This is a genomic window from Nocardia sp. NPDC050412 (assembly GCF_044458825.1).
GTDB lineage: Bacteria > Actinomycetota > Actinomycetes > Mycobacteriales > Mycobacteriaceae > Nocardia.
In genome coordinates this window covers 176,453-198,183 of sequence record NZ_JBITIJ010000010.1, presented here as the reverse complement: position 1 = coordinate 198,183, position 21,731 = coordinate 176,453, and the positions used below count along the sequence as shown (strand labels likewise).

Here is a 21,731-nt window from a genome sequence, read left to right as displayed (position 1 = left end):
GGCGATGGCTCACTTCATCGAATTTACGCGGCGAAAACCGGGTGCCCGGCCAGCGAAGAGTGTGGTGTCCGTTTCACCGTTTAGAGAGCCACCCCGATGGGTACCGGCTCAGGTTCCAGCCGGATCCCGAATCGCTCGGCTACACCGTCGCGGACCGTACGGGCCAGTGCGACCAGATCGGCGGCGGTCGCGCTGCCGCGGTTGGTCAAGGCCAGCGTATGTTTCGTAGACAGCCGGGCCGGGGCGTCCGGGCCCGGAAAACCCTTGGCGAAACCCGCCCGTTCGATGAGCCAGCCCGCGGAGAATTTGACGCCGTCGGAAGCCGGATAGGTCGGGATCGTGACATCGCCCACATGGGCGGTGATCGCAGCCTTCACTTGCTCGACCCGATGGTTCGCAACGACCGGATTGGTGAAGAACGAGCCCGCGCTCCAGGTGTCGTTATCGGCGGGGTCGAGGACCATGCCCTTGCCCGCGCGCAGCTTCAGCACCGCCGCCCGGACTTGGTCGGCGGGACGGGAGTCACCATTGTCCGCGCCGAGTGCGTTCGCGAGTTCGCCGTAGCGCAACGGTGCGCTCGAGCCGTCGGGATTGAGTGCGAAGTCCACCTCGAGCACCACGGCGGTATCGCGATGCTTGAGGGCGCTGGTGCGGTAGCCGAAGCCGAGTTCGGCCGGTTCGACCCAGCGGATCTCACCGCTCGCGCGGTCCAGCAGGCGCACCCGGCGCAGCAGGCTCTCGACCTCCACGCCGTACGCACCGACGTTCTGTACCGGCGTCGCGCCGGCGGATCCGGGAATGCCCGACAGGCATTCCAGCCCCCCGAGACCGGCCTCGATGGTGGCCGCGACCACCGCGTCCCAGTTCGCACCTGCTTCGGCAACCACACTGTCCGCGCCGATCTCGACCGTCTCGTTGCGCACCAGGACCACCACACCGTCGAAGCCGTCGTCGCCGACGAGCAGGTTGGATCCGCCCGCGAGCAGCAGTAGTGGAATGCCCGCGGTGTCCAGCGTCCGGACCGTCGCGATCAGCGCTTCGGTCGTCGCGCACTCCGCGACCGTGGCCGGACCGCCGACCCGCAATGTAGTCAGCTCGGCCAGCCGCACCGATTCGCGCAGCCGCGCACCGCTATCGACCAGCAGCTCGCGCAGCTGGTCCGCCGACACCACCCGTGAAGTTCGCACGCCCCAGACGGTAGCCTGTTCGACCATGGCTACACCCCTGGCGTACACGGCTCACTACTCGTCTCCGGTTGCCGCCGTACGCGCGGCCTTCGCCGATGAGCAGTACTGGAAGGACCGCATCGCCGAGGTGGGTGGCGATAAAGCCCGGCTGGATTCGGTCACCGCCAACGGCGACCAGGTCATTGTCGAGATGGCGCAGATCATCGCCGCCGAACTGCTGCCGCCGGCGATCACCGCGGTGCGGCCCGGCGATCTGATCATCCCGCGCACCGAGCGCTGGACCGGCGATTCGGCCACCTTCACCGCGCGGGTCGAGGGTGCGCCCGCCGAGGTCCACGGGACAATCGAGCTCACGGCCGACGGCTCCGGTTCGGTGGCACAGACCAAGGGCACCATCGAGGTGAAGATTCCGCTGTTCGGCGGAAAGATCGAGGCCGCGATCGCCGAGCGGTTGACCGAACTGCTGGCCAACGAGGAAGAATTCACGAACAACTGGGTCGGCAAGCACTGAGGTTGGTCGGCAGGGCAGTGAACACGATGTGCTGATTCCGCGTGGCGTGAGTGTGGAGTTGTGGCGAATCCCCAGACCCACCGCCGAGCGATGCGGCGGCATGCGGTCCCGGTAACGTACACCCTCATGGCTCGCCGACTGGACTATTCAGCCCGCTTCCCGCTGCACACCACCAAGGAGCTGTACGCGGCGATGTCGACCCGGGAGTACTGGGAAGACCGGTGCGCGGAGATGTCGAAAATAGCGCCCGGTAACGAAGTCGCGAGCCTCGATGTCAGCGACTCGGGTATCGATGTCGTGCTGAACCACATCCTGCCGCGCGACATGCTGCCGGAGATCGCGCAGGCGGTCATGCGCAAAGATATGGTCATCACCCGCAAGGAGAGCTGGGGACCGTTCGACGAGAACGAGTCGGTCGGCAAGTTCTCGGCCTCCATTCCGGCCGGGCCGGGCAGCCTCGGCGGCACCATTCGCCTGTTCCCCACCGACACCGGCTGCACCATGCGATTCTCCTCCGAGGCCAAGGTGTTCATCCCGATGGTCGGCCCGCGACTCGAACAGCTGATGCTGGTCAACCTGGTCGACCTGTTCCGCGGCGAGGCCGAGCAGACCGTGAAGTGGCTGGAAGAGCAAAACCCGACCCGCTGAGGCCGGTCGGCACCATCACCAGGGGCACCACTGGTGTCAATCGATTACGACGTAGCGACCGCTGGCTGATCCACGACGAGTTGGTCACCGGTCGACTGCGCGATGCGGCCGATCCACTGGTCGTCGACCTCGGCTATGGGGCGAGTCCGTGGACCACGCTGGAGTTGGCGGCCCGCCTGCGCACCGTCCGCGCGGACGTGCGGGTGGTCGGGCTCGAGATCGATCCGGAACGTGTGGTGCCCGCCCGCGACGGCGTCACCTTCGCGCGCGGCGGCTTCGAATTGGCCGGACTACGGCCGGTGCTGGTGCGCGCGTTCAATGTGCTGCGCCAATATCCGGAGCCGGCCGTTCCCGATGCGTGGGCCACCATTCTGTCCGGGATGGATCCGGCCGGTTTACTCGTCGACGGCACCTGCGATGAGCTGGGCAAACGTTGCGCTTGGGTGCTGTTGGATCGATCCGGACCGCTCTCGCTCACCCTGGCGTGGGATCCGTTCACGGTCGAACGTCCGTCCGATATCGCCGAGCGCCTGCCGAAGGTGTTGATCCACCGCAACGTTCCCGGCGAACCGATCCACGCGCTGCTGACGGCCGCTGATCGCGCGTGGGCTCGTGCCGCGCCGCTCGCCCCCTTCGGCCCCCGAGTGCGCTGGCGTGCAGCGGCCGAGACCCTCCGCCAGGAGGGTTACCCGGTCCGCACCTATCGCCGCCGCATGCGCGACTGTGTGCTCTCGGTCCCCTGGCCCGTCGTCGCCCCCAACCCAACGCCTTAGATCAAGATCAGGTCGCACTGGTGGCGGGGGCTTCTCGGTCGGCGACGCGCGCCCGAGAAGACCCGGCGGCGATCGGCCTCGGTCGTCAGGGACGGCCGAGGAGCGTGCGGAAATAGCCGGTCAGCGCCGCGAGCGGGAGGATCGAGGTCGGCTCGAAGGGCTGACGCCAGAGGCCGCCGTGGGCGGCACCGGCCACGAATATGTTCTCGGGGTTCGAGTCGGCTTCGGGTGGGGCGGAGAGATCGGCAACGAGCTTGGCCGCCAGCAGAGTTCGGGCGGTGTCGGGGTCGAAGACTTCGATGCCGAAGTGCCGGGCGCCGCGGTAGGAGGCGGCGAGGGAGCGTTGGGCGCGGAGGGATTTCGTCATGGCGGGTGGTGCGACGACACATGAGACCGTGCGGCCCGCGGTGTGCGCGAGGACCGTGCGCCAGCGCAGGAGGCGTTGGGCCAGTGCGTGATTCGGCCCCTCGGCGGAGAGCAGTGTGTCGGCGACGCTCCAGGTCGCGCCGAGGTGGTCGGGGTTCGTGGTGCGGTAGTTGGGCCGGTACAGGGCTGATGCGGTGAGCACGCGCAACAGGTGCGGGCCGACGCCGCGCTCGCGCAGACGGGCGTGAGCGTCCGCGATGACGTCCTCGGGCACGGCGTAGCAGTCGGTCGGCGAACCGAGGTATGCGATGGCGGCGTCATCGCGGTGCTCGAGCAGATCCTCGACGAGGACATCCATGGCCGCGGCCAGTCGAACCCCTTGCGGTCCGGGACCATTCGCGTACAGGCCGAATACCGGGCGGGCGTCGCGGTCGAACTGGGCGCGGATCCAGTGCACCAATGCCGGGAACTGCCTGGTGATATCCGCGCCGGGTCCCGCCGTGACGGGGTAGCGCAGCCGACCCGCTCCCGCCTTCGCGAGGTCCGAAATCTCGCGCCATCGCTGCGCTCCGGGTAGGTCTATCGCGAGAACGTCAGCGCCCCAGTGCAATAGCGGCCGTAGCGGACCGAGTTCGGCCGCCGCCCCGGTCACGATCACTCGAAAACCGGGCAGCGACAACCACTCCGGATGATCGATCACCCGCTCCACCGCCGCTGCGAAGGCAGGCTCGATTATGCCGCGGCGACGCCAGTCGGTCAGCTGCTGCCACAGCGCCTCTTCGGCCAATAGTTCTCCACGGAACGGGATTTCGAGTCTGGGGGCAGGTTTCGCAGTACCGTCGATCCGACCGGTTTGGAGTCCATCGGGTGTGGCGATCGCATCGATGTCGACGCTGTGCAGCGGTGCGATCGTGTGCCCGGTCACGAAACGCAGCAGCTGGCGTGCGGCCCGCAAACCGTCGGTCGCGGTCCCCACCGACACCGCGGGCGAGCTCGCGGCCAGCGCGGTCAGGCCACGGAAGATGCCGCGGTAGCCGCAGCGCCAGTCACGGCAGGTTTCGACCTGTTGTGCGAGGTCGGCGTCATATCTGCGCACCGCATCGGCGACCACGGCGGTGGCGAACATATCGCCGATGCGCTCGGGCGGTCCGGACGGAAAGACGAGATCCCACTTGCCCTGACCTACCGTCCCCATGGTCAGTCACCCTGCCATGATTGCGCGCCGGGCAAAACCGGAGATCGACCGAATTGATAGCCGAATCGGATCATTCGCGACTTCACCGCGCCGATCACACAGCGGTGAGGGCCCGGCGCACCCGTGCCGCCGCACGCGGCGGTAGTCGCACACTCGCGGACCGGATTTCGTCGCTATCGCAGCGATGGATGGCAACCGCATCGCCGACCACCTCATCCAATGCGGATTGCCCGATATCGGCCTCGGCCAGATCGAGCACCGTGCGCACCGGCGTGGTCACCAGAAATGCGCCCGCGGATTCGAGATCGGCCGGAATCAGCGGGCGGCGCAGCACCACCAGTCGCGGGGTGACCGGCGGTCGTCCGGAACCGACCGACAAATGCAGGAATCGCGGCCGTAGTCGACCGAGTCCATGCAACTCCGCAGCACTCTGATGCGATACCGCGGCGGCCCCGTCGAACCAGGCCGCCCACATGGCGTATTCGTCGAGGGGGCCGGTGGGCCACTCGGCCAACCGCAAAATCCCGACCCCGGCTCGCGACACCGAGCCGTCGCCCAGACCGACGCGAACACGCGCCTCACATCCGGCGCGCAGCACCTGCCTGGTAGTAAAGAACCCGGCATGGCGCCCAGCCAATCGCCGCAGCACACGCCACCCGTGCTCGGCGGAATCGAGTGCACGGCCCGCCGCATCGCCAGCCATGTCGACCAGGCTACGCTCGAATTCTGTGTCGCATGTCACAATCGAACCCCTCACAGCGCCCTCATAGCGAGCACAGAAAGGTCGGGAAGAATCGAGCGCATGAGCCAGCCCAACGAGCGACCCATGAACACAGGAACGCAGAGCCCACCGCCCCGGGCGGTCAACCGGCGGGCACTCGTGATCGCGCTCGTCGTGGTCACAATTCTGCTCGCTACCGTGCTGGTCGGCGGGGAGGCATACGCGCGCTACCAGGTTTCGCGGTGCATCAGCACACAGTTCGAGAAGGATATGGGTTCGAAGATCGATGTGAGCTTCGGAGCCAAGCCGATGCTGATCACCTGGATCGACGGGAAGGTCGATCACTTGAAGGTGAACAGCGACGATTCCAAGTTCGGTCCGGCCGTCGGCATGGTGGTGCACGCCAAGTTCAACGACGTCGAGATCAGCGATAATGGCAGCGGCGGCACCATCGGCAGCTCCTCAGCCGACGTCACCTGGGGCAACGACGGCATCCGGGAGACGCTCGGCGGCCTGGTCAGCGGCGTGTCGTCCGCATCGTCGACCGGGATGCTGACCCTGGATGTGCTCGGCGGACTCGCGCAGCTGCAGGTGAAGCCGGAGATCAAGGACGGCACCGTGCAGATCGAGACGAAGTCGGCGGCGCTGCTCGGCATGGGGATACCGACCGATGTGGTGTCGGGCATCGTCGAAGTGTTCACGCAGAGTCTGCAGAGCTACCCGCTGGGCCTGAAGGCCACCGATGTCAAGGTCACCGATAACGGCGTCGTGGTGAAGCTGGCCGGTGGGCGCACCGAACTGCCCGCCGCGCAGAATAACGGCAATGTCAGCTGCTGAGGCGGCTCATCGGGCCGCGCGGTGCAGCGGACTTTCGGTCGGTGAAAACGCGTTCTAGGTAGGCATTTCCATAGCTGGGTTGTCGAATCCCCGGGGTCCGTAGTCGGATCCGCCATGCAACGCCCGACCCAGGCCTCGGTTCCATCCGGTTCGACCGACCGCCGCCGCGTCATCAGTCACGTTTGCTGTACCCAGGTCCGCCAGCAACGCAGGTCTGGGTTGCCGACGGTGCGCAGCAGGGGCACGAGCGGATCAAGCCCGCGACGACCGCCCGCGGTGGCGGTCGTCGTCGCGGTCGAACCAGCGGCATACGCGATCCGACCGAGATATCGCAATCAACAGAGGAATTAGCCCACACGCTCGGCATGCTTCGACGACGCGTTCGGCATCAGGCCGGGAAACCCTCCAGCACCGCACGGGATTTCGACAGTCCGAGACGAGTCGCGCCCGCAGCGATCAGTTCGGCGGCGGCCTCGCAGGTGCGGATGCCACCGCTGGCCTTCACACCGAGACGTCCGCCGACGGTCTCGGCCATCAACTGGACCGCGTGCACGCTGGCACCACCGGAGGGGTGGAATCCCGTGGAGGTCTTCACGAAATCGGCGCCGGCACGTTCGGCGGCGCGGCAGACCTCGACGATCGCGGCATCGGACAGCGCCGCCGATTCGATGATCACCTTGAGCACCGCGCGATCCCCCATAGCCTCACGCACCGTCACGATATCGGACAGCACCGCGCTGTAATCGCCTGCGCGCGCGGCTCCGACATCGATCACCATGTCGACCTCGGCCGCACCCTGCTCGACCGCGAGGCGCGCCTCGGCGCCCTTGACGAGCGAATGGTGCTTTCCAGAAGGGAATCCGGCGACTGTGGCGACCACCACGCCGGATGCCCGAATCGGCAGCATGGACGGCGATACGCAGATCGCGTAGACGCCGAGTTCGCGTGCTTGCGCGACCAACGCGTCCACCTCCGCGGCCGTCGCCTCCGGCGCCAGTAGCGTGTGATCGATCATGGCCGCCACTTCGGCCCTGGTCAGCGACGCGGAATTTGCCACAAGGTGAGAGTCTGGCACACCGGTGGCGAATTCCGTTGCGTGCCTCCGACACATCGCGCACACTCGATAGTGTCGGTGGAGCTAGACAGCGCTTGCGACTGCACGGCCGAGGTGTTGCGCAGTTGCGGATGGCCCAATCGTTCAGGAGGAGAAGACACCGTGCTGATCCGTCGCGAACGCGCCGACGATGCCGCCGCGATCGCGGCCGTCCACCGCAGCGCCTTCGGACCGCAGTACGCGAACGCCGATAACGACCGGGAGACGGCCGCACTCACCGAAGACCCACCCGAGGTCGACCTCGTCACCCGGTTGCGCAGCGACTCCGGCTGGATCCCCACCCTATCGATGGTCGCGGTGGAACACGACACCGTCATCGGCCACGTCTGCCTCACCCGAGCGGGTGTCGGCCCGTTCCCGGTGCTCGCCCTCGGCCCGATCGGCGTCCTGGCCGAACATCAGGGCAATGGCGTCGGCGCGGCCCTGATGCACGCCGCTCTCGGCGCCGCCGACGCCCTCGACGAACCCCTGATCGGCCTGCTCGGCCACCTCGACTACTACCCCCAGTTCGGCTTCCTGCCCGCCGCCCGCCTCGGCATAACGCCGAACGAACCGGCCTGGGTTTCCCACTTCCAGGTGCGCACGCTGTCGGCGTATGACTCGCAGATCACTGGTGAATTCCGTTATGCGGAGCCGTTTTACGAGTTGTAGGTGGGTCGCTGCGGGTTTTCCGGGCACGGGTCGGGGCCGACGATTTCAAGATCAGCATGTCTCGGTGGAGGCAAACACCGACAGCGGCCCGCCAAGAGCGCTTTCTCGGCGGCGAGGTCGCTCAACACCTGGTCCCGCAGGTGGTGCGAATTGCACATACTCGACCTGGGAGGATGAGCCCATGAGTTCCGCTCCACCTGCCTCGGACGACCGACGCTACGTGCTCACCCTCGGGTGCCCGGACCGTCCCGGCATCATCGCCAGGATCACCTCCTTCATCGCGGAGTTCGGGGGGTCCATTGTGGAGGCGGGTTATCACTCCGATCCGGATATCGGCTGGTTCTTCACCCGTCAGGCGATCAAGGCGTCGACGGTGCCGTTCGGCATCGCCGAACTGCGCGACCGGTTCGCCGGAGTCGCGGCCGACTTCGGCACGGAGACAGAGTGGCAACTGCTGGACTCCGGTGAGCGTCGCCGAGCCGTACTACTGGTCAGCAAAGACGGCCACTGCCTGCACGATCTGCTCGGTCGTGCCGCGAGCGGTGAACTGCCTGCCACCATCGAAGCGGTGATCGGCAATCACCCGGACCTCGCTGGGATGACCGAGGCGCACGGCGTGAAGTTCCACCACGTGCCCTTCCCGAAGGATCCGGCCGAACGCGGCCCCGCCTTCGAGGAAGTCCGCGCCCTGGTCGACGCCCACGACCCGCACGCCGTCGTCTTGGCCCGCTTCATGCAGGTGCTGCCCGCCGAACTGTGCGAACACTGGGCAGGCAAGGCGATCAATATCCATCACAGCTTCCTGCCCTCGTTCGTCGGCGCCCGGCCCTACCATCAGGCCTTCGCTCGCGGCGTCAAACTGATCGGGGCGACCTGTCACTACGTCACCGCCGAACTCGACGCGGGTCCCATCATCGAACAAGACGTGATCCGCATCGACCATGCTGACGAAGTCCGCGATATGGTCCGCCAGGGCCGCGATATCGAACGCGTAGTCCTGGCCCGCGGCCTTCGCTGGCACCTCGAGGGCCGCGTCCTGGTCCACGGCCGCCGAACCGTGGTCTTCTCCTGACCCCTTACCCGGCTGCTTTGGCGAGCTGACGCATCGAATCGAGGATCAGAACCAGTTCCTCGTTGAACCGCTCGTACATCTCGGTGTTTCCCAGATGTCCCTGCGGGAGCACCTCGTACTTGACCAGGCTGCCTGTCTCCCTGAGCATTTCGGCGATTCGCTCGGCGTGTACCGGCGGGGTCATATCGTCGAATTCGCCGGCCAGGATTGTGGTCGGTACGACGAGGTTGCGGGCCGATTCGCCGAGATCCAGTTCGGCGAGCAGGATTCCGAATTTCGCACGGACGCGGGCGGGGCAGGAGCGGACGACCGCCAGGCTGTAGTCGACTACGTCGCCGGTGGAGCGCGAGCTCATGATCTGTCGGGCGAACGCCCACTTCACCGGGGCGATCGGCGGGAAGACGAGCGCGGCGCCGAGGCCGAGGCGGCCGAGGGCGTACGGCAGCGCGATTCGCCAATTCAGCAACGGGAGTGGGGCATTGAGGAACGGGAGGACGGTCGTCTCGGCGATCAGTCGCCCCGGCGCAGTGTTGGTCAACAGTACTGCGCATGCCTGCTTCGCGACTCGGTCCGGATAACGTCCGGCCCAGGCCTGCAGGGTCATGCCGCCGAGGCTGTGGCCGACCACAACCGCCCGCTCGCCCGGGCGCAGTGTGGCATCGAGCACAGTGGCCAGATCGTCGGCGAGCAGATCGGTGGTCAGAGGGCTGGAGCCGAGTTCGCTCTCGCCGTGACCGCGCACGTCGTAGACGACTACGCGGTACTGATCGGCAAACTCGTTGATCTGCGCATTCCAGTATTCGATGGCGCAGGTCCAGCCGTGTACCAGCACGATCGTCTGCGCATCGGCCGGTCCGTAGACGTGTACGCGCAAACGCGCACCATCCCGAGTGACCACCGGAACGACCTCATACGGCCCGGTCGGCGGATTGAAGGCCGCGGTCGCATAGGTACGCGACCGCAGGTTGGCGCGGTGTGTGTGAAGCAACCCCCGGACCCGACCAGGGAAGTCCACCAGCGCAGGCGGCATTGCACGCATCGGACACTCCTTTGTGTTACTCCCCGATACACTAAACGCAAACCGCCGTGCTTGCTAGTGCAAGCACCCCAAAAGTTATCCCCACTTCTCCCCGCCCATCCTTGTGACCGATCACAAATCCGGGCCCATCCGCCCAACCGCTCGAAGGTTCAAACCTGCCGTCACCAGCACGAACCAACCATTGCGCCCACCTGCGGACCACACTCGAATCGAATCTCCGTTCCTCCGACCAGATCTCTCCAAGTCGATCGAAAATCCATTCCCGCCGCCCAGCCGAATCTCCGACCAGCACCCGCCGCCCACCGAATTCGCGCGCCCGGCGTCCGCCAGCTGCCGAATTTTCCCGCCCAGCACCCGCCACCCACCGAATTCCCGCCCAGCACCCGTCGCCCAGCTACCTCTGGGGCCGAGAGCCCAATCTCCCGACTAGCCGACCACCGCGCGCAGACCGCGAGCGCTCAATACGGCCATCCCCAACCTCAGCCGCGACCGGCTCAAGCACTCAGTTTGACGGGCATGGAGCGGTAGGCGTGCAGATTGCGCAGGGGATGCGGTATCGGCGGACCGTCCAGAGACAGATCCGGGTACCGCTCGAAGAGGGCTCGCAGCGCGATGGAGCCCTCCAATCGGGCCAGCGTGGCGCCCAGGCAACCATGCAACCCGCTGCCGAACGCGAGATGATCCGCGGCGTTGGCCCTGGTCACATCGAATCGTTCGGGATCGGGGAAGACGGCGGGGTCGTAGTTTGCGCCCGCCAACGACAGCAGGACCAGGGATCCGGATTCGACGCGCTGATCGGCGATGTGAACCTCACAGTTCGTGACTCGGCCCGTCATCCGCACCGGTCCGTCGTAGCGCAGGATTTCCTCGACCGCGCGTGGCCACAGCTCCGGCCGCGCCGCCAGCAGTTCCAGCTGGTCACGATGGCTTGTCAGCAGGGCGATTCCGTTGCCGAGCATATTCACCGTCGTCAAGAATCCGGCGTCCAGCAGCAGCGCCGCATTGGCCATCTGCTCGCGGCGAGTCAGCTCACCACCCTTCACCAGCATGCTGAGCACATCTTCGCCCGGCTGGGTGGTGAGTCCATCGAGGTGTTGGTCGAAGTACCGCTGCACCTCGGCCAAGTCGTCGATGGCGTGGCGGTAGGTGCTCCAGCTCAGGCCGCGTTCGAGCAGCGGTGCACCGGAATCTCCCCACTTCAGCAGGGTCGAATGCATATGCGCGGGCAACCCGAGAATCTCGGCGATGATCGCGACCGGCAACTGTGCGGAAAAGTTGACGATCAGATCCGGTCGCGGCTCCGATTCCAGGCGGTCGAGCAGGTCATCGGTCACTTCGACAACCCGCTCCCGTAGTTTGGCGATCGCCTTCGGGGTGAACGCCTGCCCGACCAGGCGTCGGTACCGGGTGTGGTCGGGCGGATCGGTCACCAGCATCGAGGGTGGCTCCGCGAGGTTGGGAAGTCCAGGATCCGTTTTGGTCATCACCCAGCGGATGGGCTTCGGCAAGGCCGAATGGTTGGGCGTGACAACGCTGAAGCGACGGTCTCGCAGGATGAGTCGGCACAATTCGTAGTCCGCGGTCACGCGCAAACCCGACACCTTGGGCATCCGGCCTCGCTGGCGGATCTCCTCGATGTACTGCGACGAGCCGAGCAAACGATCCGGACCGACCGCGATCTGTCCGAGGGGATCGCCCCGACGCGCCGCCCACAGGAGGTAGAACCGTGGCACGCCATGCATCATCAGCCACCGGATCCATACGCGTATCCACATGTTGTCACCTCCGACTCCCCCTTTTCATATGATAGATAGCCGCTATGGACGGACTGGAGCTATCGGCTGCTGGAGCAACTTTCGGATCGGGTGAGAGGCACCATGGACAGGCGCGGTTTCGTCAAGGGCGCTGGCCTGGCGACGATGCTGGGTTTTGCGAGTGGAAGCACGCTTGCGGCGCGGGCCGATGACTACAGCCCGAGCCCGAGATCGTCGGTGTACCGCACGCTGGTGCCGGAGATCTTCGCGCCGCTGCCGGACCCGGCCGATCATGTGCCTGCGATCGTCATCGGATCGGGATTCGGGGCGTCGATCACCGCCCTGCGTCTGGCGCAGTCGGGGACCCAGGTCGCGGTGCTCGAGCGGGGGTCGCGCTGGCCCAGTGATCCGTGGCGCAACATCTTCGCCACCGACACGATTCCGGATGGCCGCGGCTTCTGGCACCGCGCCACCTTTACCGGCGTGAACAAGATCCCGGTGCAAATCGATCCGTTCGGCGGGGTCCTCGACGTTTCCAGTTATCCGGGTATCGACGTGTGGCACGGTGCATGCGTGGGCGGTGGTTCGGTGGTGTTCACCGGAGTGATGATCGAGCCGGAGCAGCGGTTCTTCGACAGCGTGTTCCAGGGTGTGGTCGACTACCGCGAGATGCACGACGTCTACTACCCCAGGGTCCGAAATACGTTGCGGCTGAGCTCGATACCGAACGATATCTACGACTCTTTCGCGTTCACCCACTCGCGGGCCTGGGACGAGCAGGTCCGCGCGGCCGGCTACACGCCGCAGCGCATCGGCGGCAGTTGGAATTGGGACGTCATCCGCGACGAGCTGACCGGACGATCGATGCCGTCGGCGACGGTCGGCTGTTCGAACCTCGGCAATTCCAACGGCGCGAAGTTCGATCTGAGCCAGAACTACCTGCGCTATGCCGAGGACACCGGCTGCGCCCAGATCTATCCCGGCCATCGCGTGGACGCCGTCGCCAAGGAACCGGGAGCGTCGGGTCGCTATACCGTCACCGTGACCAAACTCGCACCTACCGGCGAGGTGCTCCGCATACGAACACTGACCTGCGACAAGCTGTTCCTCGCCGCGGGCTCCATCGGCACCTCCGAGCTGCTGGTATGCGCGCGGGAAACCGGAGCGCTGCCGAACCTGAACGAGCATATCGGCGAAGGCTGGGGCAGCAACGGCGACGTCGCCTTGGCGCGGCCTGCGAACTCGCTCGAGGTCGGTACGCAGGGCACGCCGTCCGCGAGCCGGATTCTGGACGAGGCGGGCGCACCCGTGTCGCTGGAGAACTGGTTCGTCCCCGGCACGACGCCCTTCGACATCGGTATCGTCGCGTCGCTGGGCATTGTGCTCGACGACACCCGCGGCCGTTTCGTCTACAACCCGACCGACGGGAGCGTCGAGCTGCAGTGGCCAGCAAACGGTGCCACCGACTACCTGGCGCGAGCGCGGGAAGTCAACAACAAGGCGACCTGCCAATGCCCGTCCATCGCCCAACCGGCCTTGGAGGCGGACGCCTCATTCACCTCACATCCGTTGGGCGGCGCGGTGATCGGACGCGCGACGGACCCGTACGGTCGGGTATGTGGTTATCGAGGCCTGTACGTGATGGACGGGGCGGCTTTGCCCGGCAGCACCGGAACAGTGAACCCCTCGTTGACGATCTGTGCGCTGGCTGAGCGCAATATCGAAGAGATCATTCGTTCCGGGGAGTAGTTGGCGGACGTGCCGAGCACGACGCAGCCAACCGCGAGCGCCGCACTCCCCCGACAGCTCAACCGAGCGCACTACTACCAGCGCGGCCCGCGCTGAACCTCGTCCACCTTCGGCCGCACATCGGCCAGGTACACGCCGGTCGCGATAATCGACACCAGCGCAAGCAAACTCGTGACGCTCAGCGACAGCAGCAGGAACAACAGCGCGGCACCGAGGATCGCGATCCAGATCGGTTTGGTCAGCTTGTCGACCGCGGTGAAGGCGTCGGGACGCTGGCGGATGGCGTGGATGAGCGCGAAAATCGTCGCGCCGAGCGCCAAGAGCCGCAGCCCGTACAAGATCCAGCTGGCCAATCCGTGCGCTGTGTCCACCAGCCCATCATAGAAGCAACGACCCCGCACACGTCGGGTGTGCGGGGCCGTCGGCGTGGAGAAGGTAAGGGCGTCAGGCCTTCTTGGGGGCCGCCTTCTTGGCCGGAGCCTTCTTGGCGGCGGGCGCCTTCTTGGCCGGAGCCTTCTTGGCGGCGGCGCCGTCGGTGGCGGGCGCGGTCTCGGTGGTCACATCGATGACCTCGGCCTCGACGACCGGCTCGACCTCGGCCTCGTCTTCTTCCTTGACCGGACGGCCGATCAACTCGTTGACCTTGGCGAGGGCATCCTCGGCGCGGCTGGCCGCATCCTTGTACAGCGTCTCGACGCGCTCGATCTGATCCTCGACCAGGTGGTTGGCGCGCAGCCGCTCGACGGTCTCCTCGCCGCGCACAGCCAGATCCGCGTAGATGTCGAGCACCTGGGTGTAGTACTTCTCGGCGAGCGCCTTCAGCTCCTCCGGGGTGAACTTCTCGCGCAACTCGGCGAGGTCCTCCGGCAACTCCGAGGGCAGTCCGGACAGCCGCTCGCGCAGCGTCTCGAACTGGGCCCGGACATCGGCGGGTACGTTGGCGAACCGCTCGCGCGCCTCTTCGACGCGACCGCTGACATCGGCGGTGGCGGCGCGCTCACGCACCTGGCTGACGGCGTCGACAACCGCGGTGTACACGGCATCACCGGCACCGACGGTTGCGAACAGTGGCTTGATGGTTGCGTTTTCGGTCATTCTTCGCTCTCCTGGCGTGGCGGAGTTGGTGATGTGCTCGGAACGTCGCTGTCCCACTCGTTCCCCCCTGGCTCGCTTCCTCCGTTTTCCCGGCGAAACGATTCATAGATTTCCAGCAGCACCTGCTTCTGCCGCTCGCTGATCGACGTATCGGCAAGCAGGGCATCCCGGACCGGACTGTGCGGCCGTTGCTCGAGATAGCCAGCCCGTACGTACAACACCTCCGAAGAGACCCGCAGTGCCTTTGCGATCTGCGCGAGTACTTCAGCGGACGGATTACGCAATCCGCGCTCGATCTGGCTGAGGTACGGATTGCTCACTCCCGCCAGCGTGGCGAGCTGACGCAACGAGACTTGCGCGGCTTCTCGCTGTGCCCTGATGAAACCTCCGATGTCGTGTGCCGCGTTGGCCACACGCGCCGCCTTTTCGCCGACACCGCTGGATCTCTCCTGCGAATCGTCGGTGTACTCGGCGGAACCTTCGGGCTGGTCTGCCATCACTCACCTTCTGGCGGTTGTACGTATCCAATTCTAAGGCAGGGTGCTAGCTATTGCAAGCACACTGTTAGCACCGTTCCGGTAACAGCGCGCTCCACCCAGTTCGCCATGGTTACGCAGGCTGCTGCCTCCGGGCCTGAACTCACGCCGCGGCGGTCAGCCGCCGAACATCAAATGCGAAATCGTGTAGATCACCAGCCCTGCCAGCGATCCTACGACGGTGCCATTGATGCGAATGAATTGCAGATCACGCCCAACCTGCAATTCGATCTTCTTGCTAGCTTCCTCGGCATCCCACCTGGCAACCGTATCGGTGACCAGAGTGGTGATCTCCCCGGCATAGTTTTCCACCAGATACCGCGCGCCGCGGTCGATCCAATCGTCGACTTTGGCACGCATCTCGGCATCGTCGCGCAGCCGCTCCCCGAGCTGCTGCACATTCTCGGCGACCTTGCGCCGCAACGTGGAGTTCGGATCGTCGGCCGATTCCAGGATCAGCCGCTTGGCCGCGCGCCAGGTCGCCTCGGCCATGCCGGTGATCTCCTCGCGACCCATGATCTGCGCCTTGATCCGCTCGGCCTTTTTGATCATGGCGTCGTCGTGCTGCAGGTCGTAGGCGAATTCCTCGAGGAACCGATTCGCCGCGAGCCGCACCTCGTGTTCCGGATTCGACCGCACCTTCCAGGTGAACTCGACCAGTTCTCGATAGATCCTTTCTGAAAGCAGAATGTTTACGAATTTCGGAGCCCATTGCGGTGCGTCCCGCAAAACGATCCGGTCGATCGTTTCCTGCGAACCGAGCGCCCACTGGTGCGCACGCTCGGCAAGCATGTCGAGCAGCGGCAACTGCCGATTGTCGGCGAGCAGCTCAGCAAGCACCCGACCGATCGGCGGACCCCACAGCGGTTCGGCGATCCGCTTGACGATGGTGTTGTCGATCACCTGCTCGACATCCTCGTCCCGCAGCACCCCGACCACCGCGCGCAGAATGGTCGAACTCTCCTGCGCCACCCGGCCCGCATGTCCGGGATCGGCCATCCAGCGCCCCACCCGCCAGGAGACCTGCGCCGAATTCACCTTCGCCGAGACCACATCCGGAGCAAGGAAATTCGAGCCGACGAAGGCGCCGAGACTGGCACCGAGCTGATCCTTCTTCTTCCTGATGATCGCGGTATGCGGGATCGGCAGGCCGAGCGGATGGCGAAACAGCGCGGTCACGGCGAACCAGTCGGCGAGTGCGCCGACCATGCCCGCCTCGGACGCGGCCCGCAGGTAACCGACCCAATCATCACCCGCCCCGCGCGATTCCAACCAGCGGCAGAACAGATAGATCGCCGTCGCGAACGCCAAAAACCCGGTGGCCAGGGCCTTCATCTTGAACAGATCGCGACGCTTACCCGCCTCGTCGACGAAGGCCGCGAAACTGGTCGGTGCTGCGGACCTGGGCGTATCCAGCACCGCTGTACTGGATTGGCGGCGTTCGCGGGGCCCTTCGTGGTTACGCTCCGCTACCGCCTCCGGGCCCGTCGCTCGCGCCGCCGTGTTGCCGGGAGCTTTCTCCATGACATCCATTCTGCTGTGTGTCACCGACCGAGCTCCCGGCCGATCTCGAGCGACACGCAACCGACGCCGAATGGCCCGATTATGTGCAACCTGTCGCAACCCACACCCAAACGCGCATGTCGGTCGTTGCCTGGACCTAAGCTGGTGGTCCACGAACCCATACAAACGAGGGAGCTCACGCTGTCCACCGATGACCTTGTCGATGTCGGCGAGCTTGCCGAACGACCGGCGGCGGTGCGCACCGGCCGGACGGACGGTCGCAAGCGCCGATGGCGGCAGCACAAGATCGACCGCCGCGAAGAGCTGGTCGATGGCACCCTCGCGGCTATTCGCACGCGAGGCAGCAATGCGGGCATGGACGAGATCGCCGCGGAGATCGGCGTCTCGAAAACCGTGCTCTACCGGTACTTCTCGGATAAGAACGACCTGGTCCACGCGACCATGCAGCGGTTCATCGAGAGCACCCTGATGCCGCGGGTGTACGAGGCGATCAGCCTCGACGCGGACGAGTACCACCTGGTCCGTTCGGCCCTGGCCGCCTACGTCGGCACGGTCGACGAGGACCCGGAGGTCTACCGGTTCATCATGGGCAACGGCTCGACCGATCAGTCCTCGCTGGCCGAATTCGAGAAACTCTTCGCCGAGGTCGTCACCACGGTCATCATTGATCGCGGCGCCGAGCACGGCTTCGCGACCGAGGGCGCGCTGCTGTGGTCGTATGTGCTGGTCGGCGGCATCCAGTTGGCAACACACTGGTGGACCACGGATAAGGCGATGTCGCGCGAGGAAGTCATCGACTACCTGACCATGATGGCCTGGAGTGCCATCGAGGGCATGGCGCGCGCTGGCGGCTCCCGTGCGATCTTCAACGCACAGCCGCACATCCTGCCGGACCCGCCGCAGACCGGCGCCTGAGCGCTAGCTCGTGATCGCCAACTGATCAATCGCCCGACTTCGCGCGCTAACAGGCCGCTAGCTGGGGCGCTAGCTGAAATAGTGACGGCGGTCTCGACACCGCCGCGAGGTTGGCTACTCTGAAGCCCAGCGGTACGCGGGTGTCCCACGTCACCGCGCTCTGCCTGATGGCGGTCTGCGCGGGTCGCTACGTGGTTACGCAAGCTACCGCCTGCGCGCCCGTCGCGCCGACCGCTGGCACCAATGGAGGTACCTCGATGGCGAAGCAAGTGCCGACTTCTCGGCTTGCTCGTGGCACCAAGCTGGGTGCGGTGGCAGCCAGTTCGGTAATCCGAACCCAGCGCACACGCCTATCCATGCGGGGCAGGTCGGAGGCCGTACGCGCGAAGATGGCCGAGGAGTCCATGATCCGCACCACCGAGCAGGTGGTCACGGTCCTCGGGACCATGAAGGGCGTGGCCATGAAGCTCGGCCAGATGATGTCGGTGCTCGATCTGGATCTGGTACCGGAGAGCCATCGGGAACGCTTCCAGAAACGACTCGCTGTGCTGCGCAACGCCGCGCCGACGGTCTCGTTCGAATCGATGCGACAGGTGATCGAGGAGGACTTCGGGCAGCGGCTGGACGCGGTATTCGCCGAATTCCAGCCCGAGCCCATTGCCGCGGCCTCGATCGGGCAGGTGTATCTGGGGCGGCTGCACGACGGACGTCAGGTCGCGGTGAAGGTGCAGTACCCGGGCATCGATGCGGCGGTGCGCGCCGATCTCAAGAATCTGGCCATGTTCCGGCGCATACTGCAATCGGCGATGCCATGGGTGACGCCCGCCGTACTCGACGAGTTGCGGCTGAATATGGAGAGCGAACTCGACTATCACGCCGAGGCCGATACCCAACTCCAGATCGCCGAGCTCTACGCCGGACATCCGTTCATCATGGTGCCGCGGTCGCTGCCCGAACTCAGTACGACGCGCGTGCTGGTCAGTGAATATGTGGCGGGCAAGGGATTCGAGGAGATCCGGCAGCTGCCCGCGACCGAACGCAATCGAATGGGCGAGATCATCTACCGCTTCTATGTCGGTTCGCTGTTCAGCTTCAACGAATTCTGTGGCGACCCACATCCGGGAAATGTGTTGCTGGCCAACGACGGCCGGGTCGGCTTCCTCGACTTCGGCCTGTTCAATCGGATGGATCCCGGACATGTGCGGTTCGAGACGATCTGTCTGCGCGCGGCGGCCGAGGATCGGGCCGAAGACCTGCGGCAGTTGATGATCGAGCGCGGCGTGATCGATTCGCCGGACGAGATCGGCGCCGAGGAATGCCTGGAATATGTGCTCGCGGCCTCGGAATGGTGTCTGACCGACGAGGAACTGACCATTACCCCGGAGCTGGCAAGCGGTGCGTTTCTGCTCGCTGTCGATCCGCGGGCCAGTGAATTCGCCGGGATGAAGCAACAGAATCTGCCGCCGGAGCACCTGTTCTCCCGGCGCGCCGACTTCCTCACCTTCGGCATGCTCGGCCAACTCGAATGCACCGCGAACTGGCACAAGATCGCCCGCGAATGGCTCTACGACGAGGAACCGGTCACCGATTTGGGTAAGGCGCATCGGGAGTGGTTGATCGAGCGCAAGCCGACGCCGACCAAGAAACCGCGGACGCGGGCGAAGAAGCCGACCCCGCGCGGTTCCGGCACCAAATAATCCACCACAGCGGCTATCGAACGGAAGATCATGGCAGACAACCGAGAATTCGACCTAGTGCTCTTCGGCGCAACGGGTTTCGTCGGCAAGCTCACCGCGGAGTATCTACTCGGCGCGGCGCCTGCTGAGGCGCGCATCGCATTGGCGGGTCGCTCGCTCGACAAATTGACCACGGTCCGTGACGAACTCGGCCCGGCCGCCGCGAATTGGGGTCTGGTGGTCGCCGATTCGACCGACCAGGCCGCTCTGGACGAACTGGCCGCGCGAGCCGCGGTCGTGGTGACCACTGTGGGCCCGTACCTGCGCTACGGCCTGCCGCTGGTGGCCGCGTGCGCGAAGGCCGGGACCCACTATGCCGACCTCACCGGTGAACCGCTGTTCATCCGGGACGCGATCGACGGGTATCACGAGCAGGCGGTGGAGACCGGCGCAAAGATCGTGAATTCCTGTGGCTACGACTCGATTCCGTCGGATCTGAGCGTGTACCAGCTGTACAAGCGCACGGTCGCGGACAACACCGGCGAGCTCGAGGACACCACGCTGATCGCATCGCTGAAGGGCGGCGTGAGCGGGGGCACCATCGACTCCGGCCGGGCCATGATGGAGGCCATCGCGGCCGATCCGGCCAAGGGTTCGGTGATGAGCCACCCGTATTCGCTCAGCCCGGATAAGTCGATGGAACCCGATGTCGGCCGTCAAACCGACCAGGCGCTGCAGCGGGCAAGCAGCATCGATCCAAGCCTGGACGGATGGGTCGGCACCTTCGTCATGGCCGCGCACAACACCAAGATCGTGCGCCGCACCAATGGCCTGCTCGGCTGGGTCTACGGCAAGAACTTCCGCTACCGCGAGGTGATGAACGCGGGCAAGTCTGCCGCGGCACCGCTGGTGGCCGCCAGTATGGCAGGCGGCATCGTGGCGACGATGGCCGCCGGTGCGGTGCTGTCGCGAGTCTCGGTGGGCCGCAAGCTACTCGACCGGATCGTGCCCAAGCCCGGCACCGGACCGAGCGAACAGGCGCGCACCAGTGGCTGGTTCAGCATGAAGACCTACGCGCGCACGTCTTCGGGCGGGAAATACGTGGCGACCTTCTCCGGCACCGGCGATCCCGGCTACCAGGCCACCGCCGTTATGCTCGGACAGGCCGGACTGTGCCTGGCATTCGACGGTGCGAAGCAGCCCGAATTGGCAGGCATCCTCACCCCCGCATCCGCGATGGGCGACGCGCTCACCGAGCGGTTGCGCGCCACGGGCATGACCATCGAGGTCGAGCGCACCTAACTGCCATCCGCGTCGCCCGACCAGCCGCCGCCTCACATACCCTCCGCGTACGTGGCAGACCGTCGGCAGATCTCGCACATCGACTCGCCGCGCGACACACCGCACCCGAACCGGGAGGTTATGCGAGAGCTCGAGATGCGGACACTTCGATCGCGTGATCGGAACTCCCCAACGACGAGGAGCACAAATGAGATCCGGACCAGTCGAGCGTCATAGACGGGTCACCGCACCGCTACCAGCCGACCCGAGGTCGGTGCGGTGAACCTGGCTCGACGCACCATGAACGCCCCCGCCCTCGCCGCGATCTACGAAAAGGCTTGGCGGCCTGCACTGTTCTATCTGGCGAGCGGACGCAGCACCACCGCCGACCGCCGCGACGCCGTCACCACCCTGCGCCTCGACGGGTCGCAGAAGGTACTCGATATCGCTTGCGGCCCAGGCAACTTCACTCGCTACCTGAGCAATGCCCTCGACGGAGACGGCTACGCCATCGGTCTGGACTACTCCGCACCGATGCTCGCCCGCGCCGTCGCCGATAACGCTGGCCCGCGCGTCGGCTACCTCCGCGGTGACGCCCGCACCCTGCCCTTCGCCGAGGGCACCTTCGACGCCGTCTGCTGCTTCGGCGCGCTCTATTTGATCCCCGATCCGATTGCGGCAACCCGCGAAATGATCCGCGTCCTCGCCCCTGGCGGCCGCATCGCCATCACGACCAGCCACCGTTGGGACCCGCCCTTCAGCCGCGCCAGCCAAATCGTCGCCGGCTGGGCCGGTCTACGCGTCTTCGACACCGACACCTTCCCCGAACTCTTTGCCGAACACGGCCTCACCGACATCGACCAACAGATCCACCGCTCCCTCCAATACCTGAGCGCCGCCCGCCCCACCTGACCCACACCTCCGCGCATCCCGCACACCTTCGCTACACCTCGCACACCGACTCACCGCACGACACGCTGCACCCCAAGCACCAAGGTGTGCGACATGCCCAGAACGTATGTGAGGGGGCACATTACGGCGGAGGGTTGGTTGGGGGATGGGGATAAGGCGTTACGGGGCGGTGGGT

The 21,731-nt window shown here is 65.8% G+C and carries 21 protein-coding genes; 11 read left to right on the top strand and 10 right to left on the bottom strand.

The window, feature by feature from the left end; translation table 11 throughout:
* Positions 1-80 precede the first annotated feature (80 nt).
* On the bottom strand, positions 81-1,172 hold the full coding sequence (locus ACIBI6_RS27355; protein WP_364356410.1) for a UDP-N-acetylmuramate dehydrogenase: 1,092 nt from the start codon (positions 1,170-1,172) through the stop codon (positions 81-83).
* Between the two features lie 40 nt (positions 1,173-1,212).
* Here ACIBI6_RS27355 and ACIBI6_RS27350 point away from each other — a divergent pair, with 40 nt between their 5' ends.
* The 3 genes from ACIBI6_RS27350 (at position 1,213) to ACIBI6_RS27340 (ending at position 3,119) form a co-directional block, all read left to right on the top strand.
* Complete coding sequence (locus ACIBI6_RS27350; RefSeq protein ID WP_364356295.1) at positions 1,213-1,698, top strand: DUF2505 domain-containing protein; 486 nt, start codon at positions 1,213-1,215, stop codon at positions 1,696-1,698.
* 126 nt (positions 1,699-1,824) lie between these two features.
* Positions 1,825-2,346 (top strand): DUF2505 domain-containing protein, encoded by a 522-nt coding sequence (locus ACIBI6_RS27345; protein ID WP_364356298.1) that lies wholly within the window; start codon positions 1,825-1,827, stop codon positions 2,344-2,346.
* Positions 2,316-3,119 carry a class I SAM-dependent methyltransferase gene (locus ACIBI6_RS27340; RefSeq protein ID WP_364356301.1) on the top strand — a complete coding sequence of 268 codons (804 nt, stop codon included), beginning with the start codon at positions 2,316-2,318 and terminating at the stop codon, positions 3,117-3,119. The genes ACIBI6_RS27345 and ACIBI6_RS27340 overlap by 31 nt, the downstream gene beginning before the upstream one ends.
* A gap of 85 nt (positions 3,120-3,204) precedes the next feature.
* Here ACIBI6_RS27340 and ACIBI6_RS27335 read toward each other — a convergent pair whose 3' ends face one another.
* Positions 3,205-4,680: a hypothetical protein gene (locus tag ACIBI6_RS27335; RefSeq protein WP_396958289.1), complete on the bottom strand. Its 1,476-nt coding sequence runs from the start codon at positions 4,678-4,680 to the stop codon at positions 3,205-3,207.
* Between the two features lie 94 nt (positions 4,681-4,774).
* Positions 4,775-5,383 (bottom strand): hypothetical protein, encoded by a 609-nt coding sequence (locus ACIBI6_RS27330; protein WP_396958288.1) that lies wholly within the window; start codon positions 5,381-5,383, stop codon positions 4,775-4,777.
* Positions 5,384-5,506: 123 nt separating this feature from the next.
* Here ACIBI6_RS27330 and ACIBI6_RS27325 point away from each other — a divergent pair, with 123 nt between their 5' ends.
* On the top strand, positions 5,507-6,238 hold the full coding sequence (locus ACIBI6_RS27325; RefSeq protein WP_364356310.1) for a DUF2993 domain-containing protein: 732 nt from the start codon (positions 5,507-5,509) through the stop codon (positions 6,236-6,238).
* Between the two features lie 388 nt (positions 6,239-6,626).
* On the opposite strand, the gene deoC is transcribed toward ACIBI6_RS27325, so the two are convergent.
* Complete coding sequence (gene deoC / locus ACIBI6_RS27320; protein WP_364356413.1) at positions 6,627-7,253, bottom strand: deoxyribose-phosphate aldolase; 627 nt, start codon at positions 7,251-7,253, stop codon at positions 6,627-6,629.
* A gap of 201 nt (positions 7,254-7,454) precedes the next feature.
* On the opposite strand from deoC, the gene ACIBI6_RS27315 reads away from it, so the two are divergent.
* A complete protein-coding gene (locus ACIBI6_RS27315) occupies positions 7,455-8,003 on the top strand; it encodes a GNAT family N-acetyltransferase (RefSeq protein ID WP_396958287.1) in 549 nt (182 codons plus the stop codon).
* A 181-nt stretch (positions 8,004-8,184) separates the two neighbouring features.
* Positions 8,185-9,075: a formyltetrahydrofolate deformylase gene (gene purU, locus ACIBI6_RS27310; RefSeq protein WP_396958286.1), complete on the top strand. Its 891-nt coding sequence runs from the start codon at positions 8,185-8,187 to the stop codon at positions 9,073-9,075.
* Positions 9,076-9,079: 4 nt separating this feature from the next.
* Here the strand turns inward: purU and ACIBI6_RS27305 are convergent, their stop codons facing one another.
* Both ACIBI6_RS27305 and ACIBI6_RS27300 read right to left on the bottom strand, forming a co-directional pair.
* Positions 9,080-10,114, bottom strand: a complete 1,035-nt coding sequence (locus ACIBI6_RS27305) for an alpha/beta fold hydrolase (protein ID WP_396958285.1) — start codon at positions 10,112-10,114, stop codon at positions 9,080-9,082.
* Positions 10,115-10,608: 494 nt separating this feature from the next.
* A complete protein-coding gene (locus tag ACIBI6_RS27300) occupies positions 10,609-11,889 on the bottom strand; it encodes a cytochrome P450 (RefSeq protein WP_396958284.1) in 1,281 nt (426 codons plus the stop codon).
* Between the two features lie 102 nt (positions 11,890-11,991).
* On the opposite strand from ACIBI6_RS27300, the gene ACIBI6_RS27295 reads away from it, so the two are divergent.
* Positions 11,992-13,617, top strand: a complete 1,626-nt coding sequence (locus ACIBI6_RS27295) for a GMC oxidoreductase (RefSeq protein WP_396958283.1) — start codon at positions 11,992-11,994, stop codon at positions 13,615-13,617.
* Positions 13,618-13,691: 74 nt separating this feature from the next.
* On the opposite strand, the gene ACIBI6_RS27290 is transcribed toward ACIBI6_RS27295, so the two are convergent.
* The 4 genes from ACIBI6_RS27290 to ACIBI6_RS27275 form a co-directional block, all read right to left on the bottom strand.
* Positions 13,692-13,988: a DUF2516 family protein gene (locus tag ACIBI6_RS27290; protein WP_396958282.1), complete on the bottom strand. Its 297-nt coding sequence runs from the start codon at positions 13,986-13,988 to the stop codon at positions 13,692-13,694.
* Between the two features lie 73 nt (positions 13,989-14,061).
* Positions 14,062-14,712, bottom strand: a complete 651-nt coding sequence (locus ACIBI6_RS27285) for a heparin-binding hemagglutinin (RefSeq protein WP_396958281.1) — start codon at positions 14,710-14,712, stop codon at positions 14,062-14,064.
* The gene (locus tag ACIBI6_RS27280) at positions 14,709-15,209 is read right to left on the bottom strand and encodes a helix-turn-helix transcriptional regulator (protein ID WP_364356334.1); all 501 of its coding nucleotides are present in this window, start codon (positions 15,207-15,209) and stop codon (positions 14,709-14,711) included. Before ACIBI6_RS27280 ends, ACIBI6_RS27285 begins: the two co-directional genes overlap by 4 nt.
* Before the next feature lie 156 nt (positions 15,210-15,365).
* Positions 15,366-16,583, bottom strand: a complete 1,218-nt coding sequence (locus ACIBI6_RS27275) for a DUF445 family protein (protein WP_364356416.1) — start codon at positions 16,581-16,583, stop codon at positions 15,366-15,368.
* Positions 16,584-17,006: 423 nt separating this feature from the next.
* Between ACIBI6_RS27275 and ACIBI6_RS27270 the strand changes: the two genes are divergently transcribed.
* The 4 genes from ACIBI6_RS27270 to ACIBI6_RS27255 all read left to right on the top strand — a co-directional run bounded on the left by ACIBI6_RS27270 (position 17,007) and on the right by ACIBI6_RS27255 (position 21,556).
* A complete protein-coding gene (locus ACIBI6_RS27270; protein WP_364356419.1) occupies positions 17,007-17,687 on the top strand; it encodes a TetR/AcrR family transcriptional regulator in 681 nt (226 codons plus the stop codon).
* 257 nt (positions 17,688-17,944) lie between these two features.
* Positions 17,945-19,384, top strand: a complete 1,440-nt coding sequence (locus ACIBI6_RS27265; RefSeq protein WP_396958280.1) for an ABC1 kinase family protein — start codon at positions 17,945-17,947, stop codon at positions 19,382-19,384.
* Positions 19,385-19,411: 27 nt separating this feature from the next.
* A complete protein-coding gene (locus ACIBI6_RS27260; RefSeq protein WP_364356422.1) occupies positions 19,412-20,665 on the top strand; it encodes a saccharopine dehydrogenase NADP-binding domain-containing protein in 1,254 nt (417 codons plus the stop codon).
* Between the two features lie 258 nt (positions 20,666-20,923).
* A complete protein-coding gene (locus ACIBI6_RS27255; RefSeq protein ID WP_396958279.1) occupies positions 20,924-21,556 on the top strand; it encodes a class I SAM-dependent methyltransferase in 633 nt (210 codons plus the stop codon).
* The last annotated feature ends 175 nt before the right edge of the window (positions 21,557-21,731 follow it).

Coding starts and splice junctions, on each gene's coding strand:
- ACIBI6_RS27300 (WP_396958284.1), bottom strand. CDS start 11,889: ATGTGGATACGCGTATGGATCCGGTGGCTGATGATGCATGGCGTGCCA.
- ACIBI6_RS27280 (WP_364356334.1), bottom strand. CDS start 15,209: ATGGCAGACCAGCCCGAAGGTTCCGCCGAGTACACCGACGATTCGCAG.
- ACIBI6_RS27325 (WP_364356310.1), top strand. CDS start 5,507: ATGAACACAGGAACGCAGAGCCCACCGCCCCGGGCGGTCAACCGGCGG.
- ACIBI6_RS27275 (WP_364356416.1), bottom strand. CDS start 16,583: ATGAAGGCCCTGGCCACCGGGTTTTTGGCGTTCGCGACGGCGATCTAT.
- ACIBI6_RS27350 (WP_364356295.1), top strand. CDS start 1,213: ATGGCTACACCCCTGGCGTACACGGCTCACTACTCGTCTCCGGTTGCC.
- ACIBI6_RS27345 (WP_364356298.1), top strand. CDS start 1,825: ATGGCTCGCCGACTGGACTATTCAGCCCGCTTCCCGCTGCACACCACC.
- ACIBI6_RS27295 (WP_396958283.1), top strand. CDS start 11,992: ATGGACAGGCGCGGTTTCGTCAAGGGCGCTGGCCTGGCGACGATGCTG.
- purU (WP_396958286.1), top strand. CDS start 8,185: ATGAGTTCCGCTCCACCTGCCTCGGACGACCGACGCTACGTGCTCACC.
- ACIBI6_RS27330 (WP_396958288.1), bottom strand. CDS start 5,383: ATGGCTGGCGATGCGGCGGGCCGTGCACTCGATTCCGCCGAGCACGGG.
- deoC (WP_364356413.1), bottom strand. CDS start 7,253: ATGATCGATCACACGCTACTGGCGCCGGAGGCGACGGCCGCGGAGGTG.
- ACIBI6_RS27285 (WP_396958281.1), bottom strand. CDS start 14,712: ATGACCGAAAACGCAACCATCAAGCCACTGTTCGCAACCGTCGGTGCC.
- ACIBI6_RS27305 (WP_396958285.1), bottom strand. CDS start 10,114: ATGCGTGCAATGCCGCCTGCGCTGGTGGACTTCCCTGGTCGGGTCCGG.
- ACIBI6_RS27265 (WP_396958280.1), top strand. CDS start 17,945: ATGGCGAAGCAAGTGCCGACTTCTCGGCTTGCTCGTGGCACCAAGCTG.
- ACIBI6_RS27335 (WP_396958289.1), bottom strand. CDS start 4,680: ATGGGGACGGTAGGTCAGGGCAAGTGGGATCTCGTCTTTCCGTCCGGA.